21 protein-coding genes are annotated in these 19,092 nt (G+C 21.7%); 12 read left to right on the forward strand and 9 right to left on the reverse strand.

The window, feature by feature from the left end:
* Positions 1-298: 298 nt before the first annotated feature.
* From STAIW_RS02850 to STAIW_RS02870, 5 genes are all read left to right on the forward strand, one after another.
* On the forward strand, positions 299-697 hold the full coding sequence (locus STAIW_RS02850; RefSeq protein ID WP_169522261.1) for a hypothetical protein: 399 nt from the start codon (positions 299-301) through the stop codon (positions 695-697).
* A 153-nt stretch (positions 698-850) separates the two neighbouring features.
* Positions 851-1,699 (forward strand): hypothetical protein, encoded by an 849-nt coding sequence (locus STAIW_RS02855; RefSeq protein ID WP_020834345.1) that lies wholly within the window; start codon positions 851-853, stop codon positions 1,697-1,699.
* 277 nt (positions 1,700-1,976) lie between these two features.
* Positions 1,977-2,246 (forward strand): hypothetical protein, encoded by a 270-nt coding sequence (locus STAIW_RS02860; protein ID WP_020834346.1) that lies wholly within the window; start codon positions 1,977-1,979, stop codon positions 2,244-2,246.
* 367 nt (positions 2,247-2,613) lie between these two features.
* Positions 2,614-3,342, forward strand: a complete 729-nt coding sequence (locus STAIW_RS02865) for an ABC transporter ATP-binding protein (protein ID WP_020834347.1) — start codon at positions 2,614-2,616, stop codon at positions 3,340-3,342.
* Entirely contained in the window at positions 3,343-4,092 is a 750-nt protein-coding gene (locus STAIW_RS02870) for an ABC transporter permease (protein ID WP_020834348.1), read from the forward strand.
* A gap of 46 nt (positions 4,093-4,138) precedes the next feature.
* Here the strand turns inward: STAIW_RS02870 and rpsT are convergent, their stop codons facing one another.
* The gene (gene rpsT / locus STAIW_RS02875; RefSeq protein WP_020834349.1) at positions 4,139-4,381 is read right to left on the reverse strand and encodes a 30S ribosomal protein S20; all 243 of its coding nucleotides are present in this window, start codon (positions 4,379-4,381) and stop codon (positions 4,139-4,141) included.
* Between the two features lie 196 nt (positions 4,382-4,577).
* On the opposite strand from rpsT, the gene holA reads away from it, so the two are divergent.
* The 7 genes from holA (at position 4,578) to coaE (ending at position 11,288) form a co-directional block, all read left to right on the forward strand.
* Entirely contained in the window at positions 4,578-5,528 is a 951-nt protein-coding gene (gene holA, locus STAIW_RS02880) for a DNA polymerase III subunit delta (protein WP_020834350.1), read from the forward strand.
* Between the two features lie 40 nt (positions 5,529-5,568).
* Positions 5,569-7,011, forward strand: a complete 1,443-nt coding sequence (locus tag STAIW_RS02885; RefSeq protein WP_020834351.1) for a hypothetical protein — start codon at positions 5,569-5,571, stop codon at positions 7,009-7,011.
* A gap of 74 nt (positions 7,012-7,085) precedes the next feature.
* On the forward strand, positions 7,086-7,364 hold the full coding sequence (locus STAIW_RS02890; RefSeq protein ID WP_020834352.1) for a hypothetical protein: 279 nt from the start codon (positions 7,086-7,088) through the stop codon (positions 7,362-7,364).
* A 16-nt stretch (positions 7,365-7,380) separates the two neighbouring features.
* The gene (locus STAIW_RS02895) at positions 7,381-8,421 is read left to right on the forward strand and encodes a hypothetical protein (RefSeq protein ID WP_020834353.1); all 1,041 of its coding nucleotides are present in this window, start codon (positions 7,381-7,383) and stop codon (positions 8,419-8,421) included.
* 81 nt (positions 8,422-8,502) lie between these two features.
* Positions 8,503-8,970 (forward strand): hypothetical protein, encoded by a 468-nt coding sequence (locus tag STAIW_RS02900; protein WP_020834354.1) that lies wholly within the window; start codon positions 8,503-8,505, stop codon positions 8,968-8,970.
* Positions 8,971-9,119: 149 nt separating this feature from the next.
* Positions 9,120-10,655, forward strand: a complete 1,536-nt coding sequence (locus STAIW_RS02905; protein WP_020834355.1) for a hypothetical protein — start codon at positions 9,120-9,122, stop codon at positions 10,653-10,655.
* A 54-nt stretch (positions 10,656-10,709) separates the two neighbouring features.
* A complete protein-coding gene (coaE, locus tag STAIW_RS02910; RefSeq protein WP_020834356.1) occupies positions 10,710-11,288 on the forward strand; it encodes a dephospho-CoA kinase in 579 nt (192 codons plus the stop codon).
* Positions 11,289-11,318: 30 nt separating this feature from the next.
* Here coaE and STAIW_RS02915 read toward each other — a convergent pair whose 3' ends face one another.
* The 8 genes from STAIW_RS02915 to xseA form a co-directional block, all read right to left on the reverse strand.
* Entirely contained in the window at positions 11,319-12,041 is a 723-nt protein-coding gene (locus tag STAIW_RS02915; protein WP_020834357.1) for a hypothetical protein, read from the reverse strand.
* Positions 12,042-12,136: 95 nt separating this feature from the next.
* Complete coding sequence (locus STAIW_RS02920; RefSeq protein ID WP_020834358.1) at positions 12,137-12,757, reverse strand: SprT-like domain-containing protein; 621 nt, start codon at positions 12,755-12,757, stop codon at positions 12,137-12,139.
* 14 nt (positions 12,758-12,771) lie between these two features.
* The gene (locus STAIW_RS02925; protein ID WP_020834359.1) at positions 12,772-14,085 is read right to left on the reverse strand and encodes a Y-family DNA polymerase; all 1,314 of its coding nucleotides are present in this window, start codon (positions 14,083-14,085) and stop codon (positions 12,772-12,774) included.
* Entirely contained in the window at positions 14,078-14,896 is an 819-nt protein-coding gene (locus STAIW_RS02930) for a TlyA family RNA methyltransferase (protein ID WP_020834360.1), read from the reverse strand. The genes STAIW_RS02925 and STAIW_RS02930 overlap by 8 nt, the downstream gene beginning before the upstream one ends.
* A gap of 27 nt (positions 14,897-14,923) precedes the next feature.
* Positions 14,924-15,769 (reverse strand): hypothetical protein, encoded by an 846-nt coding sequence (locus STAIW_RS02935; protein WP_020834361.1) that lies wholly within the window; start codon positions 15,767-15,769, stop codon positions 14,924-14,926.
* 1 nt (position 15,770) lies between these two features.
* Entirely contained in the window at positions 15,771-17,411 is a 1,641-nt protein-coding gene (locus tag STAIW_RS02940) for a 1-deoxy-D-xylulose-5-phosphate synthase N-terminal domain-containing protein (protein ID WP_020834362.1), read from the reverse strand.
* 193 nt (positions 17,412-17,604) lie between these two features.
* The gene (xseB, locus tag STAIW_RS02945; protein ID WP_020834363.1) at positions 17,605-17,808 is read right to left on the reverse strand and encodes an exodeoxyribonuclease VII small subunit; all 204 of its coding nucleotides are present in this window, start codon (positions 17,806-17,808) and stop codon (positions 17,605-17,607) included.
* A 1-nt stretch (position 17,809) separates the two neighbouring features.
* The gene (gene xseA, locus STAIW_RS02950; protein ID WP_020834364.1) at positions 17,810-19,078 is read right to left on the reverse strand and encodes an exodeoxyribonuclease VII large subunit; all 1,269 of its coding nucleotides are present in this window, start codon (positions 19,076-19,078) and stop codon (positions 17,810-17,812) included.
* Positions 19,079-19,092 lie beyond the last annotated feature (14 nt).

Here is a 19,092-nt window from a genome sequence, read left to right on the forward strand (position 1 = left end):
TTAAAAATTCTTAATTTTATAATTTGATTTAAGCGGAAAATATTTTTAGTAGTCGTTATAATTAAATAGACAAGCATAGCACATATTGTCTCAATCAAAAAATATAACAGAATTAAGAACTTTTAATTCTTGGTTAAAAGATGGGATAAATGTTAAAAAGGGATCTAAAGCTTTTTATGTATTGTCACATTTAAAACTCTGTAAAGAACATCAATATGCCAAAAATTGCCCTTTGGAGTGTAAGGAACAATTTTTTAAATACAAAAAGGTTGTTTTGTTTGATGCAACACAAACTGATATGAAAGAATTAGAAATAAACAAAATAATGAAAATAAAAGAAGAAAAAATTAAAAACAATAAAGAATTCACCCCATTGGTTAATTTCTTAAAAAGTGTAAAACCTTTTGATTTGGAATTCGCAATGTCCACCGAAGGGGAAGGAGGGTTCACCAATGGGGAAAAAATAGTTATATCCTTGGATTTAAAGGATGAATATAGATTCAACACTCTACTTCATGAATTTGGTCACCATTATTTAGATCACGCTGTTGATGGTAAGGGTTATGAAGGACATGTAAGAGGCATAAAGGAAAGATTTTATATGAAATTAATTTATATTCTAATGATAAGCAAAATAAAGATTGAACTTTTAATATTGTTTATGATTCTGAAATTAAAGAATTTAGATATAATTTAATTCATTATTATGAAAATAAAGTTGATAAAAGCTTTAGTGAAAAATTAGATACTCATTTAAATTCAAATAATTTTTTTAGGTATTTTTTTTACACCTTTAATTGAAAATCAAAGTCCATACTTATTTAATGCAAATAATTTAGTTTTTAATTTTATGTTTTCAGATTATTTAAGAAGTATTGCTAAAGAAGAAATGGCAAATTATTATGAAAGTTTTTTTGTTGATTTAACTAAATATTTTTTTGAATTAAACCCATTAACCTCTGTTGAATTTATAGTTCCTAATTATAAAGATAAAAATGGAGTTTGGAAAAAAATAAATTTAAATTATAATATGTTCATTAAAAATGGGTTTAATTTATACCCTAAAACTTTATTAATAAGTAGATTAGACTATAATGGTGGTAATGCTCCTTACCCACCAAATATCAATTTAAATTATAAAAATATTAGTAATATAAACTATGATACTAATTTAAATTATTATAGTTATTTAAATTCCAAAGATATAATAGGTCAGTATATAAAAGTCGGAAGTACAAATTATTTGAATGAAATAAAAGCTTATACAATTGATAAAAATGTTCAAGGTTTTAATTCTGTTACTGCTAAAATTGAATCTACCGTACTTAATACAGGTAATGCTAATAATATAGAAAGTAAAAAATCTAATTTTTATGGTTTTAATTTTGTTATTTATAATAGTGATGATTGAAATAATGTTGTAAATTCTCCAGACCAATTTTTTAATATTCCTTACCAAAAATGTGGAATAACAAATATTATGGGTTGTATTGCAAATGGGTTTATATGAGCCGTAAATACATTAATTGATTTTACAGGTTTTAGTAAATTTGTTTCTCCTATTGTAACTGCAGGAGTTGCAACAACAGATTTATTGAAATCAATTCAAAACTTATTTGCATTTAATGTTACTTTTTCAATTATGATTTATTCTATTATGACTTTAGCAATTATAATTGCGATAGGAAAAATATTTTAGAAAAAATTTCTAGCATATATATTTAATTTACTATAAACATTGATTTATTTTAATTATCGATTTTCTACATGATAAAAATTTCTATGGTTCTCAAGAATGGTGAAGAGATTATTTAAACAATTTATTTGATTTAAATTTATAAAAATTAAAAGCGCAAAAAACATTTATGTTTTGCGCTTTTTTTGTTATATTATAGATAGTGTTGTGTACTTGCCCGAAAGGGCAAGATATTAGAAAACGAGCGAAGCGAGTTTTCTTACTTGAGGAGAATGGATTAATGAAAGAGGAAAACAAAGAAAGTTTAAAAATCTTATTTTTGAATACAATATCATCAATTTTTTGCAGATTAACATATTTAATTCCAGTTTTAATTATTGGTATTTTTTTCAGATGAACATCATGAAATATGTTTATTTGATTAACATCATTTCAATTTTTACCAATTACTTTAATAGTAATTTCATTAATTTATCAATTAAAATTTTTAAAAAATATTAATAAAAATGGCTATAAAATATTATTTATTTTTTTACCACTTGTTTTTTAATAATTGTTTTAATAAGTAAACAAGATTTATTAGTAAATAAAGAAAATAGCAAAAATTATAAAAAAATATTTACTGTTTTATTTATCATCTTATTTGTTTTTATTTCAATTAGTTATTTATTAGCAATTATTTTTTCATTTGGCTTTATTGATACAGTTACTTTAAAGGATATTTTAATTTTATTATTACTTCTCTTATATCTTTTAGTATTACCAATAGTATATATTGGAATTAATGAATTTATTTCAAAAATAATTACTAAAAATAAGAAAAAATTAGTTGTTGAGAATTAAATAAAATTATAATTAAGTAAAATATATGCTTACTTAGGAGATTATTAATGTTATTATTTCAATGGTGATAAATAATGAGTATTATACAAGTTCAAAATTTAAAAAAAGAATTTGGTAAAAAAATTGCTGTTTTTAATCTTTCTTTTGATGTTTATGAAGGAGAAATTTTTGCTTTATTAGGAACTAATGGTGCTGGTAAATCAACAACAATGGAGATAATTACTAAAATGATAAATAGTACTTCAGGTTCTGTTAATATTTTTGGAAAAAACATTAATACAAACTGAAATGAAATCTCTCCAAAAATAAATATAGTTCCACAGGAAAACGCAATTTCTGATAATCTAAATGTCAGACAAAATTTGGAGCTTTTTTATGATTTATATAATTTGGATAAAAAACAAAAGGGCGAAATTTTAGATAAACTAATTTTAGATTTTGAATTAACTGAGTTTGCAAAAATAAAAGCAAAAAAATTATCTGGGGGTTTAAAAAGAAGACTTAGCATTGCTGTTGCTTTAATAACTCAACCAAAAATTTTAATTTTAGATGAACCAACAACAGGGTTGGATGTTATAAGTAGAAAACTACTTTGAAAACAATTATTATCACATAAAGAAAAAAATAAAATGACAATAATTATTACAACCCATTATTTAGAAGAAGCAGCAGAATATGCAGATAGAGTAGCTATTATGCATAATTCATACTTAAAAATTATAGATACAGTTGAAAATATGTTAGAAAAAACAAAAACTTCTAGCTTTGATGATGCTTTTATTAAAATAACGGAGGGCATTTAAATGAATTTTCAAAGAATATTTGCTTTTTCTAAAAAAAATTTAATTGAGTTATTAACTGATAAAATTGCAATTTTTATGACAATTTTATTTCCTTTTATATTTTTAATATTTTTTTTAATTATTGGTGTTTTAAGAATTCCTGAAACAAATCATTTGGAATATTTTTACAGAACACTTACAATTAGTACTTTGTTTGCATATGTTTTATTATGTTTATATATTGTTAGTGCAATTTCTAAAGAAAAAAAGACAGGTCTTTTAAAAAGAATTGCAATTTCACCAATAAAGCCAGTGGAAATAATAATTGGATATTCAATTCCATATATTATATTAGGATATTTTGAATTTTTATTTTTATCAATTATTACTTTTTGTTTTGGAATGAACTTTAATGTATCATTTTTATTAAATTTTATTATTTTAATTCCAATTTTATTGTTTTTTATTTCTTTTGCTATTTTGTTTGGTTCACTTGTAAATGAAAAAATGGCAGGAGTAGTTGGAATAATAGTAACGGGTGGTATTTTTATTTTTACTCCATATTTTTTAGATATTTCAATAAATTCTGTTGATGCTATGAGTATAATTTCATATATTTTACCTTTTGCAAATATTTATGATTCTATATTTAAATCAATTACATCAGAATTTAATTTTATTATTGTAAATATTTTTATAACTATTATTTATTCATGTTTATTTGTTTGAGGTTCAGGAGCAGTTTTAAAATTAGTTTTAAGAAAAAAATAAAAAACACATTTTAAATGTGTTTTTTTAAAAATCTTTATAAATTATATTATTTCATAAGTCTAGATTTTTCTCTAGCTGCTTTATTTGCTTTGTATATTCCTTTAGTAACTGATTTGTCTATTAAACTAACAGCTTCACTTACTAAAACATCTTTTTCTTTTAAATCCTCAGATTTTGCAACTAGTGCTTTTTTTATAGCAGTTTTAACTTTACTTCTAAATGCTTTATTTGCAAGTCTAGATTTTTCATTTGTTAAAATACGTTTTTCTTGTGATTTTATATTTGCCATTTTAATACCTCCTTTAAGTAAGAATTATATATACAAATAAAGTATATAGTAAAAATGGTTATTTTTTAAAAAAAATTAAAAATATTGTATATTTTTAATATATTATTTAAGTAAATAGTTAAAAAAAGGAATGTTATAAATGTAAGAAATAAAATTATTTTTTATTTTAGTAATTAAGTATATAAAGGTGATTTAAATGATATTTGTTCAATCAAAAGATGATTTTTTAGTAAAAAAACAAGTAAATAAATTAATCGAAAAAATAAATATTAACAATCAATATGAAATTTACGAATACTCATTAATTGATGATTCAGTAATTAAGATTCTGGAAGAAATTAAAACATATTCATTTTTTTCAAATAAAAAAATAATAATAATTAATGATTGTTGATTTGTTAATGAAAGTAAAATTAAATTGCATAAAGATTTTGATATTAAATATATTGAAGAGATTTTTAATATCAAAAATACTGAAGTAGAAATAATCATGTCTTTAAATTCTGAAAAATTTTCAAAAAAATTAAAGATTGCAAAACTTACAGAACAAAATGTTAGATTATTTAAAATTGAATTGCCTACATATAATCAAAAGAAAGACATTTTTATAAGAAAAATGCAAAAAGCAAATATTGATTTTGATCATAAATCAGTTGATTTATTCATTGAAAAAATACCAGAAAGTATGCAAATTTTTTCAAATGAAATTGATAAATTATTATCATTAAATAAATACATTGATAATAATTTAATTGAAGAAATTGTTTCAAAGTATTATAGCTATGATACATTTGAAATTGCAAATTGTTTTATTTCAAATGACATAAGTAATTTTTTAACTCAATGAAGTTCTTATAAGCAAATGAATAATGATATTTTTTCATTTATAGCATTGTTATCAAGTAATTTTATTTTATTAAGAAATATTCTTTTATGTAAAAAATTAAATTATTCAAATAATGAAATTTTTTCAAAATTAAATGTAAATCCATATAGAATGACAAAATTATTGGAAAAAAATAGATTAAATATAGAGCAGATAAATGATAAAATCAAGGTGATGTATTCTTTAGAAAAGAACATTAAAAATGGAAAATATGATAGCAAAGTTATTCCTGAAATTAAATTTCTAAAGATGTTTTTTTAATCTAATGAAATTAGATTAAAAACAGAAGGGAAGAAAAAAATTGGAAGCTAACAAAATATACCAAAATTCAATTACAACATTAGCTAATCTAATTAAAAATGAGAAGTTAAGAACAAATCTTTTGTATTTAATTGAATTAAAAACACAATCAATTCAAATTATAAATAATTTATTAGTTTTAGAATTAGAACATGAATGTACATTTAAAGATAAAAAATGAAGTGCAATTTTTGGAAAATCACTAGTGAATATTTTAAAAGAAAAAATTAAATTTGAAAAACAAGATAATAAAAGTTTAGAAGATATTTTATCAGACATTGTTTTTTTTCAAACATATTGTTTTAATAACCTACAAGTTTCAAGAGATGAATTGACCAATGAAAGTTTTGAAATAACAGAAGACTTTGTTAAGGAAAATTCAAAAATAACAGAAGAATTAAAAGCAAAATATGGAGAAACTGTTACTCCTGAACCTGAGGTTGTTGATAAACAAAAAGAAAAACCAAATGATAAGAAAAGTAATAAAACAGCGGGTGCTGGAATTGGGGGAGGACCCATCCCGGGATTTAATAGTCAATTTAATAATACTTTTACCCAAAATGGTAATCTTCCATTGCATCCACTTCAAGATCAAAGATTTTATCCATATAATGGAAAACCAAAATATATGAAATATTTTAAATGAGGTTTAGGGGTTTCTTTAATTTTAAGCGCATTATTTTATTTTGTTATTTCATTGTTTATAACTTTTGATTATTTTACAATAAATAAAGATACTCTAAATGGTTTAAGTTCAGTTGATCAAACTGTTTTGGAAAAATTTACTTCAATAAAATGAACTTTAAGTAATTCAATATATTCTAGTGGAGCAAATGGTATTTTTGGAATAATAATATTAATTTTGATGGTTTTAATGATTGGATGGATAGTTTATACAATAGTTCAACCACCAAAAATATATAAAGAAAAATTTATGATTCCAGGAATGACACTTGTTGTTCCATCAATGTTTATATTTATGATGATTTTTTCTTTTCTAAATGGATTTAAGTTTTTGTTTGGAACAGATATACAATTAAGTGTTCTGGCAAGTTATTTTGGTAACGAAATTTTGGGCAAAGAGGGCGATGCACTAAATACTTGAGCAAATGAAAATAAAGCTTGATTGACAGAACTATCTTCATTATTGGATGGAGAATTAAACTTTACATTATTGCGCGTTTTATTATGATTATTCTTTATTTCATTAATTGCATCAGGAGTTATCATTGTTTTAATATTAATTCTAAATCCAAAAATTGATAGACAAAAACTTTCTTTTGCAAATGAAGAATATCAAAAAATGATTACAGCTGCAATGCAAGGACAAAAATATGAAATTGATTCATCAATTTATGAACCTCAAGATGAAATTGATGCTTTTAATGAAGAATTAAAAAATCGTCAAGAGAAAAAAAAATACGATCAAGAAGATGAACAATAATTAAAAATATTTTTAGAAATAAACTAGTACAACTAGTTTATTTTTTTATCTATAATATATATAGAGGTAAAGAAATGAGTTATTATTATAAACATAAATACGGTTTTTCAACGCATTCAATTCAAAGAATAAGGCAAAGATTAAGTTTGCCTGATGAAGAGGAATTTAAGTTAAAAGATAAAATTATAAAACTTATTGAAAAATCAACTTATAGCTTTGATACTTCAAAGTTTACTTATATTAAAACTCCAAAAAAAGATGTTTATTTTGTAATTGACATAATTACAAATACAATAATAACAGCAACCCCAATTAGTGCAAGTAAACAATTATGATTGATTGAAAATGAATAGATGAGGTAATTTAAAAATGAAGAAGCTTAAGAAAAACTTAATTCTTCCAACAGATTTTTTAACAAATTGGTTAAGTGAAAATGATGATGGAACTCTTTCTTTTAAATATATAGATTTTGCAAGTGATAATATTGAGGAAATTGAAATAGAAAATGAACCATTTATTAAAGTTTTATTTGATAATTTTGATAATTTTGATTCAAACAAGATTTTAAATCAATTTAATCAAATAGCAAAAGTTGCAAGAGCAATTGTTATTAAAAGAATAAAAAAAGCTAATGGTGAAATAAATTTAACTGGTAAAGAAGTTTTATTTTTAAAATACTTTTATTTTTTAATTACTCTAATTAATGGGGAATATAAATATGCATTTGAAAATGTAAATCAAAAATATAGAGTTTTTGATGTATTGAATGAAGAAGTTGATTTAAAAATAAGGGTTACAATTTTAAATGTTTTAAGTTATGTTTTATTTGAAATGTATGACTATATTTTTAGTCAAAGAACATTTGAAAGTTTATATGAATATGTTGAAAATTCATCAGTTAATTTTGATTATCAAGAATATCAAAAAAGAATTATTGTACCAATTGAAGCATTAAGAAATCAAAACTATAAATTTGTTGATGTTTATTTTCATAATATTGTTAATAATACTTTTTTTAAATTTTTTGAAGTAAATCAGTTGGATAGAAGTGGCTTTTTATTGACAAATAAGACAATTGCAAATTTTATTGACGATAGAACAAAATTTAATATTTTAAGTTTATTCGTAGTTGATCCAAGATGAGCTATAGGAATAGTTAATTTAGGGCCAGGAAGAGGTGAATATAGACCTATGTTTAAGTATTTAACAAATAATATAATTAATAAAGAAATTATTCCAAATTGCTTAGTTCCTGAACATAAAATTGAAGAAAACGGAATATATTTATCTGGGGAACAAAGATTTTCATTTACAGTATTTGAATTAGTAGAAAATCAAGTAAAACTAATTAATGATTGTTTAACATATAGAGATTTAAAAACTGATTTTGAGCAGTTTTTAAAATATTAAATTTTTTATACTTTTTAATTAGCACTCAAAATTCATTATGGTAAACTAATTATATGCTTTATAGGGAGGAATTTGAGAATTATGAAATTATCATGAGCATTTCTTGTAGGAAATTTTTTCTTACTAATTATATTTTCAATGTTATTTTATCTTTTACAAGATAGTAAGTTTTATATTTATGAATGATTTTGGGGAAGTAGTTTTCCAGGAAATCAAATAAATATTTGACCTGTAATTATAATTGTATTTTCATGAATTGGTGCTGCAATAGGAATTTTAATTTTATTTTTAAATTTTAGAGAAAATGTTGATTTAAATAAAATATCGATATATATTATTATTGCAATTAATATAATAATTTTAATTTCAGCAATATTAATTATTACATCAGCTATTATGTGAAAAAGTGATAAAAGATTATCATTAGTAGTTTTTTCATTTTTATCAATTTTTTCAATTTCGACTATTGGAACAACTTTTTGAGTTGTTAAAAATGAACTTTTAAAAGGAAAAACTAAAATTAAAAATGATATTGAAGAATCAAAATAAAATTTTAGTTAGATTAATAAAGGAAAATTTTAAATAAAAAAGTTACTTTTTTATTTAAAATTTTTTTATTTCGTAAATGAACTGTTAATTTTGCTGTTTTAAAAGTTAATAAAATAGTGTATAATAATTATAATTCTGAGGAAATATACATGGATAAAATAAAATTATTATCAAAAAATAAAAAAGCAAAATTTATGTTGTGATTTTTATTAATTTTTTCTTTAATTTCTTTTTTATTTGGTATTTTATTATTTATTTCACCAGCCATTAACGACGAAAATATTAATAATATAAATAATTTATTTTTAAATAAAGAAGATCAAACTCAAGGATATAAATCTTTTTTTCTGATTTTTTTAGTTAATTTAAATGGTAATTTTGTTATTATGACAAGTACTATTTTAATTATTTGACTTCCTTTTGCATTTGGATTAATTGGAATAATTTTATTTTCATCTAGATTTATTATTCATTTAGTTGGTTATAATTCAAAGACAAAAAATGGTGTTGCAAGAATTGTTAAACCAATTAGAAGTTATCAATTGACAATGATTTTTGCTTGAATATGACTTATTTTATTATCTTTTATATTATTAATTGCATATTTATCTGCCTCACCGTTTCTAGTTGGTTCTACTTGAGTTTTTAGTTTTACAGGTGCTCCTGTAATTTCTCCTGAAAGTTTGGAAATACCTAATCTTTTACAAGGCCAATTTTCAAATATTTATTGATTAACTTATTCTTTATTTTCTGAATTAAATTTGGGTATTACAGCTGAAGTAGATTCTGGAAATAAGTGAATGTGAGTTTTAATGCCTGTAATTATTCAACTAATTTTTTTATTTTTTTCATTTATTGGTGTAGTTTTAGGTGAGTGTAGTTGGTGATCAATTAACTTAAAGGTTTTAGAAAGTATTGACTCACAAGTTGGAACACAATTATCTCATGAATATACTAAAATTGAAAAACCTATAATTAAAAAGGAAAAAATCAAAAAGACAAAAGTTAAAAAGGAAAAAGAAATAATAAAAGATCAAACAGATAATGATATTGTTACTTCAGTTGTTAAAATAAAGAAAGTAAAAGAAAAATATTCTAATAAAAAATTAGAAGCAATTTTATATTATAAAAAATTAATAAAGTTACTTGAAGAGTCAGGCAATTTAAATTCTTCTTTATATAAAAATGCAATAGAAAAGTTAGATATTTTTAGTAAAAATGAAATTAGTGATTGAAATGAAGTAACAAATCAAATTGAATTGGAAATGGAAAATTATACATCAACAGATCAAAAATTTATTGCTTTAATTGAACAATTAATGGAAAATTCAAAAATTAATTTATTTGGTAAATATAAACATGACCTGGTTAATTTAATAAAAGAATATAATAAAGCGTTAATTTCTAAAGACTTATTTGAAGCTGAAATTAAATTAGAACAAATATTTGCAATTACTTTTAGAAAAGAAGAATTATTAGCAAAAGTTGGATTTTGCTTAAAAAATAGGATACTTACAAATTATAAGTATATTGATGAAAATTTAAATGTAATTAAAAGACTAAACGAAGCAAGAGAATTTGATGATATTGATGGTTATAGAAAAATTTGTTTTGAAATAATTAAGCAAATGTCACCAATTAAACCAATAATTAGTAGTTATATTGAGAAAATAATTTATAATTAATTAAAAGAAAAATCATATTATTATGATTCTTTTTTTAAAGAAAAGGTGTTTTTAATGATAATTATTGGAGTTAGTGGTGTGATTGGTTCTGGTAAATCAACAATGCTAGAACATTTAAATAAAATGGATGGTGTAAAAGTAATTGAAGCAGATAAAATTTCAAAGCTAGTCTTAAATGATGAAAGTATAAAAGAGTTTTTAAGAGACCAAATTTCTGAAGTAATTGAAAATAATGAAATAAATAGATCATTGTTGAGAAATAAGGTTTTTAATGATCATGAATTAAATGAGAAATTTACAAGTAAAATGTGACCTTTGATTTCAAAGGAAATTAATAATTTAATTTCCAAACTGAATTTGAATTATTATAAATTAGTTTTTGTAGAAGCAGCTGTAATTACTGGATTGCAAGTAAAATTTGATAAAACTATTTTACTAGAAAAAGAAAATAATAAAAGAATTAAAAGTGTTCAATTTAGGGATAAACGAGATCATCAAGAAATTGAATCAATTTCAAAATTTCAAATGGAAAAAATAAAAAATTATAAGTTTGACTTTATTTTAGAAAATAATTCAAATAAGGAAAAATTCTATAAAGATATTGATAATTTAATAAATAAAATTAAGAAATAAAAAAGCAAATGAAATAAATATAATAATTATCTATTTTTCGTTATTTTCTTTTTTTGTTTTATTAACTTGACTATTATTCTTAGTTTGTAAGTTTTTTGAAATGGGTGCTTTACTTGAAGAAGTTTTCTTAATATTTATATCTTTTTTCTTTTTTCCACTTTTCTCGTCAATTATTCCAACTTGTATTAAAGCTTCTTTAACAGCATCTTGAATTAATTCTTGTGTTTCTTCTTTTGTAAAAAGTTTTTCTCTATTTTCTTTAGTAGTAGTTGCTTTTTTTGCATTTGCATTTTTTTTAACTAAATTAGTAGATAAATTTTTAGAATTAGTTTCTTTTTTGATTGAGCTCTTTTTAATAGCTTTTTTTGTGATAGGGGGGACTAAATTTTCTTCTTCAGAGGAAAGGGGGGAGTCTCCTGACATTTTTGCTCTTAAAGCAGCCATCCTATCACCTATTTCAGATTCAATAACAACTTGTCCTATTTCTTCATTAACATTGTCTATTCCCACAATGTTTTTTTGTTCTTGAATTCTTTGCTTAGCTTTTTCTAAAATATCTCCAAGTGTACCAGGTAAATGCTCTCTTTTTTTATCTTCAACTTTTAATTCTTCTTCGGTTTGTGTACCGTGTAATCTTCTTACCTTAGCACCAATATCTTCTTCAATTTCCTTATTTTTATTAAAAACATTTTGTAATTCACACACATGTATTTTTAAGTGAGTGGGGCAAAACTTTGGTGCAAAACTACTCATATAACCTCCATATATTGATAATATAATTTTAACATTTTAATAAATAAAAATAGATTTGACTTTATTTTTTTAATTAGTGTATATTACAATATACACTAATTAAAAATTTTGAAATTTAAATTACAATCCAAACATTTTATATTCAATTCTTTTTCTCTTGTATTGTTAATAATTGTGTTACACCCTTTACATATATATTTTTTAGATTTATTATATCCTTTTGGTGTATGTTCAATAGCATCTTTATGAATTAATTTTTTAAATACATTTATATTAAAGTCAATTCTATTATTTATTAATCAAATTAATTCTTCACTAAGTTCTGTATATGCAAAACCTAATCTTACATCTCGAGATTTAATTTTTAATTTTGCAATATTTATTGCTGTATTTCTAAAATTTTTGTTATGTCTTTGATTATTCTCAGTATCTTTTAAATTATTTTCAAAATTAAATTGATGAATCATTTCATGAAGTAATACACCAATTATTTTTAAATAATCTCCATTTAAAGCTAATGTTCAAATAGTTATTTGATTTCTTTTATCACTTCAATCTTTTGAAGTAGAAAAGTGACCCAAAGTTAATCTATTTTTTCTTATGCTTGTTTCAATATTTATTTTGATTGGTTGAAGAGAATTATCAAAAAGAATTTTATTTAGTTGATTGTGTATTGAATGTAATTCAAGTATTAAATCATCAATTCTGTATTCCATTTATGTAAATCCTCCTATTTTTTCTTACTTCATTTATCTATTATTTGATTATTCGAAATATGTACGTCATCATTCTTTAAAAATTTTGATTGACTTATATTTTTATTCATATATTTCAATAATTTTTCACCAGTAAAAATTTTTTCTTTTCCAAATTTTAAATTTAAATTGTAAATTATTTTTTCTATTTCATTAAAATTTAATGTTTCATCTAAATTTATTTGATCTATTGAAAGTTGTTTCACTTCTTCAATTTGATTAGAAAGTTTTGATAATCTAACTCCAAGTAATAAAATAGGATCTCCTTCTCATAGTTCATAAAAACATTCTTTTGCAATAGAATAAATCTTTTCAACATTATTTGTTGGTTTTGAAATTGATTCTTGCTTTGTAATATGTTTTTTTCTTTTTTGTTCATTATAAATTTCAAATGAGTTATCTTCTAAAAATTTTAAAACAATTGAAACTGTTGAACCTTGTAAATATCTTTGCTTAGCTCTGTTAGAAACTTTTAAACTTAATTCATAAATCATTTCTTCAATTTCATCAGAATCTGTTGTTGTAAAGTTTAAAGTTAATTCGTTACCAATACTTTTAAATTCACTTGCATCACGTGAAATTTTATTTTCACCTTTTCCATTTGCCCAATATCATAATACCAAACCTCTTTTTCCAAAAAATTTTGAAATTCTATTTACATCAAAAAAAGCTAAATCTTTTATTGTAAAAATATTAAATTCATTAAATTTTTTTTCTGTCGAAGGACCAACCATAAACATTTTTCTAACCTCAAGTGGTCAAAGTTTTTCTTCAATTTCTTCTTCTAATAAAAATGAAATTCCATTTGGTTTATTAAATTCAACTGCCATTTTAGCTAAAAATTTATTTGTACTAATTCCAATTGAACATGTTAATTTAGTTAGTTTAAATATTTTATTAATAATTGTTTGAGCAGTTTTTTTAACACTTCCATATTTTTTTCAAATATTTGTAACATCAATATAACATTCATCAATTGATGCAACTTCAAAGTTTTTTGTAAAATATTTATATATTATTTCAAAAACCATTTCTGAATACTTTATATATAATTTAAAATCAGAATTAACAATGTATAAATCCTTACACAACTCTTTTGCCTTAAAAACAGGTGTTCCTGCTTTTATTCCAAACTTTCTTGCATTATAATTAGCTGTTGTAACAATTCCTCTTTTATTTGGAGAAGATACAACTAAATTTTTATTTATTAAACTTTGATCTTCTGCAATATGACAACTTGCAAAAAATGAATCCATATCTAATAAAAATATAATTCTTTTACTATTCATAATTGTTTTCAAAAAAGTCTCAACAAGTATTAATTAAGTTTGAAATATTATTGATATTAAATTTATTTTCAATTTTTTTAGTTTTTTTAATATAACACAAGTATTCAATATTTTTTTTCTTATTTCCAAGTATAGGAGATCAAATAATATCTATTATTGAAAAATTATTTTTGTTACAATAATTTAAAACTCTAGTAATAGATTTCATATGTGCTTCTTTTGAATTTATTTTTCCTTTTTTAACATCTTCTTTATCAGATTCAAACTGTGGTTTTATTAAAATAATACCAACAATATTTTCTCTTATAATATTTTTTAAAGGAATTAATATTTTTTCTACCGATATAAAACTCACATCGCAACAAAAAAAATCAATTTCTTTTTCAAAAAAATTTATTGTAACATTTCTAAAATTTGTTTTTTCCAGTGATTTAACTTTTGAATTATTTCTAAGTTTTCAATCTAATTGATTCGTGCCAACATCAACTGCAAAAACAAAACTTGCACCATATTGTAAACAACAATCGGTAAATCCACCAGTAGAACTTCCTATATCTAAACAAGTTTTATTTTGTAAATTAATTTTTCATTCTTCAATTGCTTTGTATAATTTTTTTCCAGCACGACTTACAAATTCTTTTCCCTGTGCCAACAATTTTATTTTAATTTTTTCTTGATTAAATAATGTTCCTGGTTTAGTAATTTTTTCATCATTAACGAGAACTTTACCATCAATTATAAAACCTCTAGCTTTATTTCTATTTTCTACTAAATTTAAATCTAATATTATTTGATCAAGTCTTTGCTTCATATTTTTTTTCCTTTCTACCAATTTATTTTATAATTTTGATTTTTTCTTTTTTAAAGCTTCAATTTTATTTATTCTATCGATATTACTATATAAAGCATTTTCTTCTTGAATTCAATTTTTTATTTTTTTAAATAATTCAGAACCATAAGTTTTTTCAAAACCTGTTTTCAATGCTTCTAATTTTTTCATATATCTTGCACATGATATTGTAATTGGTTTTTTCAAATTTAATTTTTTATAATGACCTGAATTTAAAATGTTTTTTATATTTGAAATAATAACTTCTTTTTCTTCTTCATCATTAACAATTATTTCTTTTTGATTTGTTAAATAAGGTTCTATTTCATCTTTTTCTAGTAATTTTGAAACTAAACTTTTGTCTTCCCCAAAATATTCATTTGTTAAATTTTCTTCTAAATCTCTAATTGTAATATCATTAAGTGGGTCAAGTGCTGTTTTTTCTCATAAATCTGTAGTTCTTTCTAAATCACTTGAGTAATCTTGAATATAAGGATTAGATAAATTTAATATATTTTTAGGTGTTGATATTTTTTTATTATATTTATCTTTTTTTATATTTTCAAAATCCAATGTATAAAAATCTGGAAAATCGTTATACATCTCTTTATTAAAAATATGTAGTTCTCTTATTAAAGTTTCTTCAGTCCCTGTTGGAATAATAATTAATTCATCAAATTCATCTAAAATTCTTTTATCCGTTTGATCTTTAATATGTAAAACTCTTCTAATTTCTTGCAAATTTTCAAAAAATGATAAATTATCTTTTCTAGACTGGTTTGAAATTAAATTATTAATTTTTCTATCTTTCAAGAGTTTATTTAAAAAATAATTTTGATCATATATCCTTCTCATTCTATTCCTCATATTCTATTTGATTTACAATACTTTCAATATCCATTTTTAATGCTTTTAATATATTTTTTTTATCACCATGATGAATATTTGTTTCAGAAAAAGAAAAACTAAAAATATCATTTTTATTATATAAATACTCTTTAATATTAGTAAATAAATTATTTTTGTCAATCACTTGTTCATAGACAAAAAGCTTATTTTCTTTATGTTTTTCAAGCATAGTCTTATCTATTGGATTAATAAATCTAGCATTAATTAAGTTTATTTTTAAATTATTTTCTTGAAAATAATTTAAAAAATCTTCAAGAATTGAACCATAACTAATTAATGTAACTTTATTATTTATATTATATTTTAATTCTTCTCATTCTCCAATTTCAAATTCATTTTTATTATCATTCATTATAGTTTTTTCATTTTCATAACGTATAAAAAATTGTTTATCATTTGTAAAATATGCCAAATCAATTAGTCTTTTTAAATCACTATAACTATAAGGTTGAGCAATTATAGCTTTTTTGAAGTTATTTATAAGAGATATATCAAAAATACCATGATGACTGATTCCCCCACCATAGTTTAAACCTCCCCTATCAATTAAAAAAGTCATTGGTAGATTATTTCTAAAAACATCATGTACTAATTGATCAAAAATTCTTTGTAAAAATGTTGAATATATTGAAATAAAAACTTTCTTTTTTGAATTTGCAATAGCACAAGCTGTTAAAATAGCAAATTCCTCATTAATTCCAACATCGATTACATTATTTTTAAATTTTTGTTTTAAATTATTAAAATTGGATGAATTTAACATTGCAGGACATACTAAAAAATCATTCTTTGAAAATTTTGTTTCAATATACTCTGCAATTAGTTTTGAATATGAATTTTCAATATTATTTTCAATTGAATGATTAAAAACAAGAGATCTTTCTCCGTTATAACCAAGTGCTTTTTGTGTTAAACAATGAATTACAATATGCTTTTTTGCTTTTTTAGCAATTTTAATAGCAAAAAATAGCTTTTTAAAATCATGACCATTTTCACAAAGAAAGTACTCAAAACCTAATGATTCAATATATTTTTTTGAATCTTTTAGAAATAAAGCATTTTCTCCAATTGCTTCTCTATTATCATTTAGAATTGTAATTGTTTTTTTATTAACATTATTTAAATTTAATAACCCTGAATGAACATAGCCTGTTAAAAATGCAGCATCTCCAATTATTGAAACTATATTTTTCATATTATTTGCTAAAGCATATCCAAATGCATATCCAAGTGAAGTTGAACTATGCCCTGTACTAATTCAATCAAAATTTGATTCATTTATTTCTTGAAAATTACTTAAACCATTATATTTTTTTAATGATTTAAATTTTTTAATTCCATTAACTAATAATTTATATACATGAGATTGGTGGCCTGTATCAAATAAAAGAATAGTATTTTTTAAATCAAATTGTGCAAAAATTGCAATTGTTAATTCAACAACACCTAAATTACTTCCAATATGACCGTTATTTAAATTAACAAAATTAATTAAAAAATCTCTAATGTTTTGCGATAGTTCTTCTAATTCAGCAATATTTTTATTATTATATAATTCTCTAAAAGTTAATAGTTTATTTAATTTCATAATAATTCTCCTATATAATTTTACAATATAGTTGATAAAAATAGAATAAATAAAAAAAACCACATAAAATGTAGATAAAAAATTCATTTTTACTTACTTATTTTTTTTGGAATTTAAAAATAAATTATAAGTTTTTTCTTTAGAATTTGGAGTAATATTTATTTTTAAAATTTAATTCATTTTTTAATAAAAATTAAAACTCTTCAGTTTTATTATCATCTAAAACTTTTTTTACTTCTCCTTCAAGTGATAATAATTGTTTTTTTGCTTCATTAATTAGTTCTGTACCTTTTTTAAATAATTCAATTGATTCTTCCATTGAAGTATTTGAGTCGTTTAATTTATCAGAAATAATTTTTATTTCTTGTAAAATTTGATTGAAGTTTTTTTCATTCATATTATTTTTTTTCTCCTTTAACAGTTAAATTTATTTCTCCATCGTTAATAATTGCAACAATGTCTTTAGTTTTATCTATTTGTTTTATACTTTTAATAACTGTATTATTTTGTTTTAAAATCGAATATCCTTTACTTAAAGGCAAAAATGGGTTTTGTAACTCAATTTTATCATTAAAAGAATTCAATATATTTTTATTAACATCTAATTTATGTGAAATTATTCTTTTTCAATTATTTAAACTATTAGTAAAATTTTGAGTAATTAAATTAAGTTTATTTTTAATAATAGAATTAAAAATATTTGAACTATTTCTAAATTCTTGTTTTAAATAACTAATTTTATTATTTAAATCGACTTTTAATTTATTTGAGTAATTATTTACTTGATCTTCAATTTTATCAAGTTTATTTTTTAAATTTTTTCCAAAATCATTTAGTTTTGAATTTAAGAGATTAATTATAGTTTGATAATCTGGAGTTGATTTTTCTGCTGCTGCTGTTGGAGTTGAAGCACTAAAATCTGCAACATAATCAGATAATGTAGTATCTGGTTCATGACCAATACCTGTTATAACTGGAGTAGTACACTTTTCAATTGCATAAATTACTTCTAATTCATTAAAACTTCATAAGTCCTCATAACTTCCTCCCCCTCTTCCAATAATTAATGTATCTAATTTAGGAATAAAGTTATCAGCTTGAATTATTTTTTTTGAAATATCTTTTGCAGCTTCTTCTCCTTGAACAAGTGTAGGAAAAATAAAAATATTTACAATAGGAAATCTTCTTTTTATTGTTGTAACTACGTCTCAAATTGCGTCTCCAGATGCAGCGGTTATGATTCCAATATTTTTAGGAATATTTGGAATTGTTTTTTTCTTTTGTTGATCAAATAAACCTTTATCTTTTAACTCATTATATCTTTTTTCATATATTAAAGAGAGCTCTCCGATACCATCAATTTTTACAGAACTAATTGTGAAAGTAAATTTACCACTTGGTTTATAAAAAGTTAAAACCCCTTTTGCTATTATTTCTGTCCCCTCTTTAACAGATAAATTTATAAAAGATTGAGTATTACTTTTTCAAATTGCACAATCAATTCTTGCTTCATTATCTTTCAAAGAAAAATAAATATGACCAGATTTATTAAAAGTTAAATTAGAAACTTCTCCTTTAATATTTATATTTTTAAATTGATTTGTTTTTTCAACAAAGTTTTTTATATTTTCATTTAATTCACTAATTTTAAATATTACCTTTGACATAAAAAATCCTTTCT

The organism is Spiroplasma taiwanense CT-1 (genome assembly GCF_000439435.1).
In the GTDB taxonomy this organism is placed as follows: domain Bacteria; phylum Bacillota_I; class Bacilli_A; order Mycoplasmatales; family Mycoplasmataceae; genus Spiroplasma_A; species Spiroplasma_A taiwanense.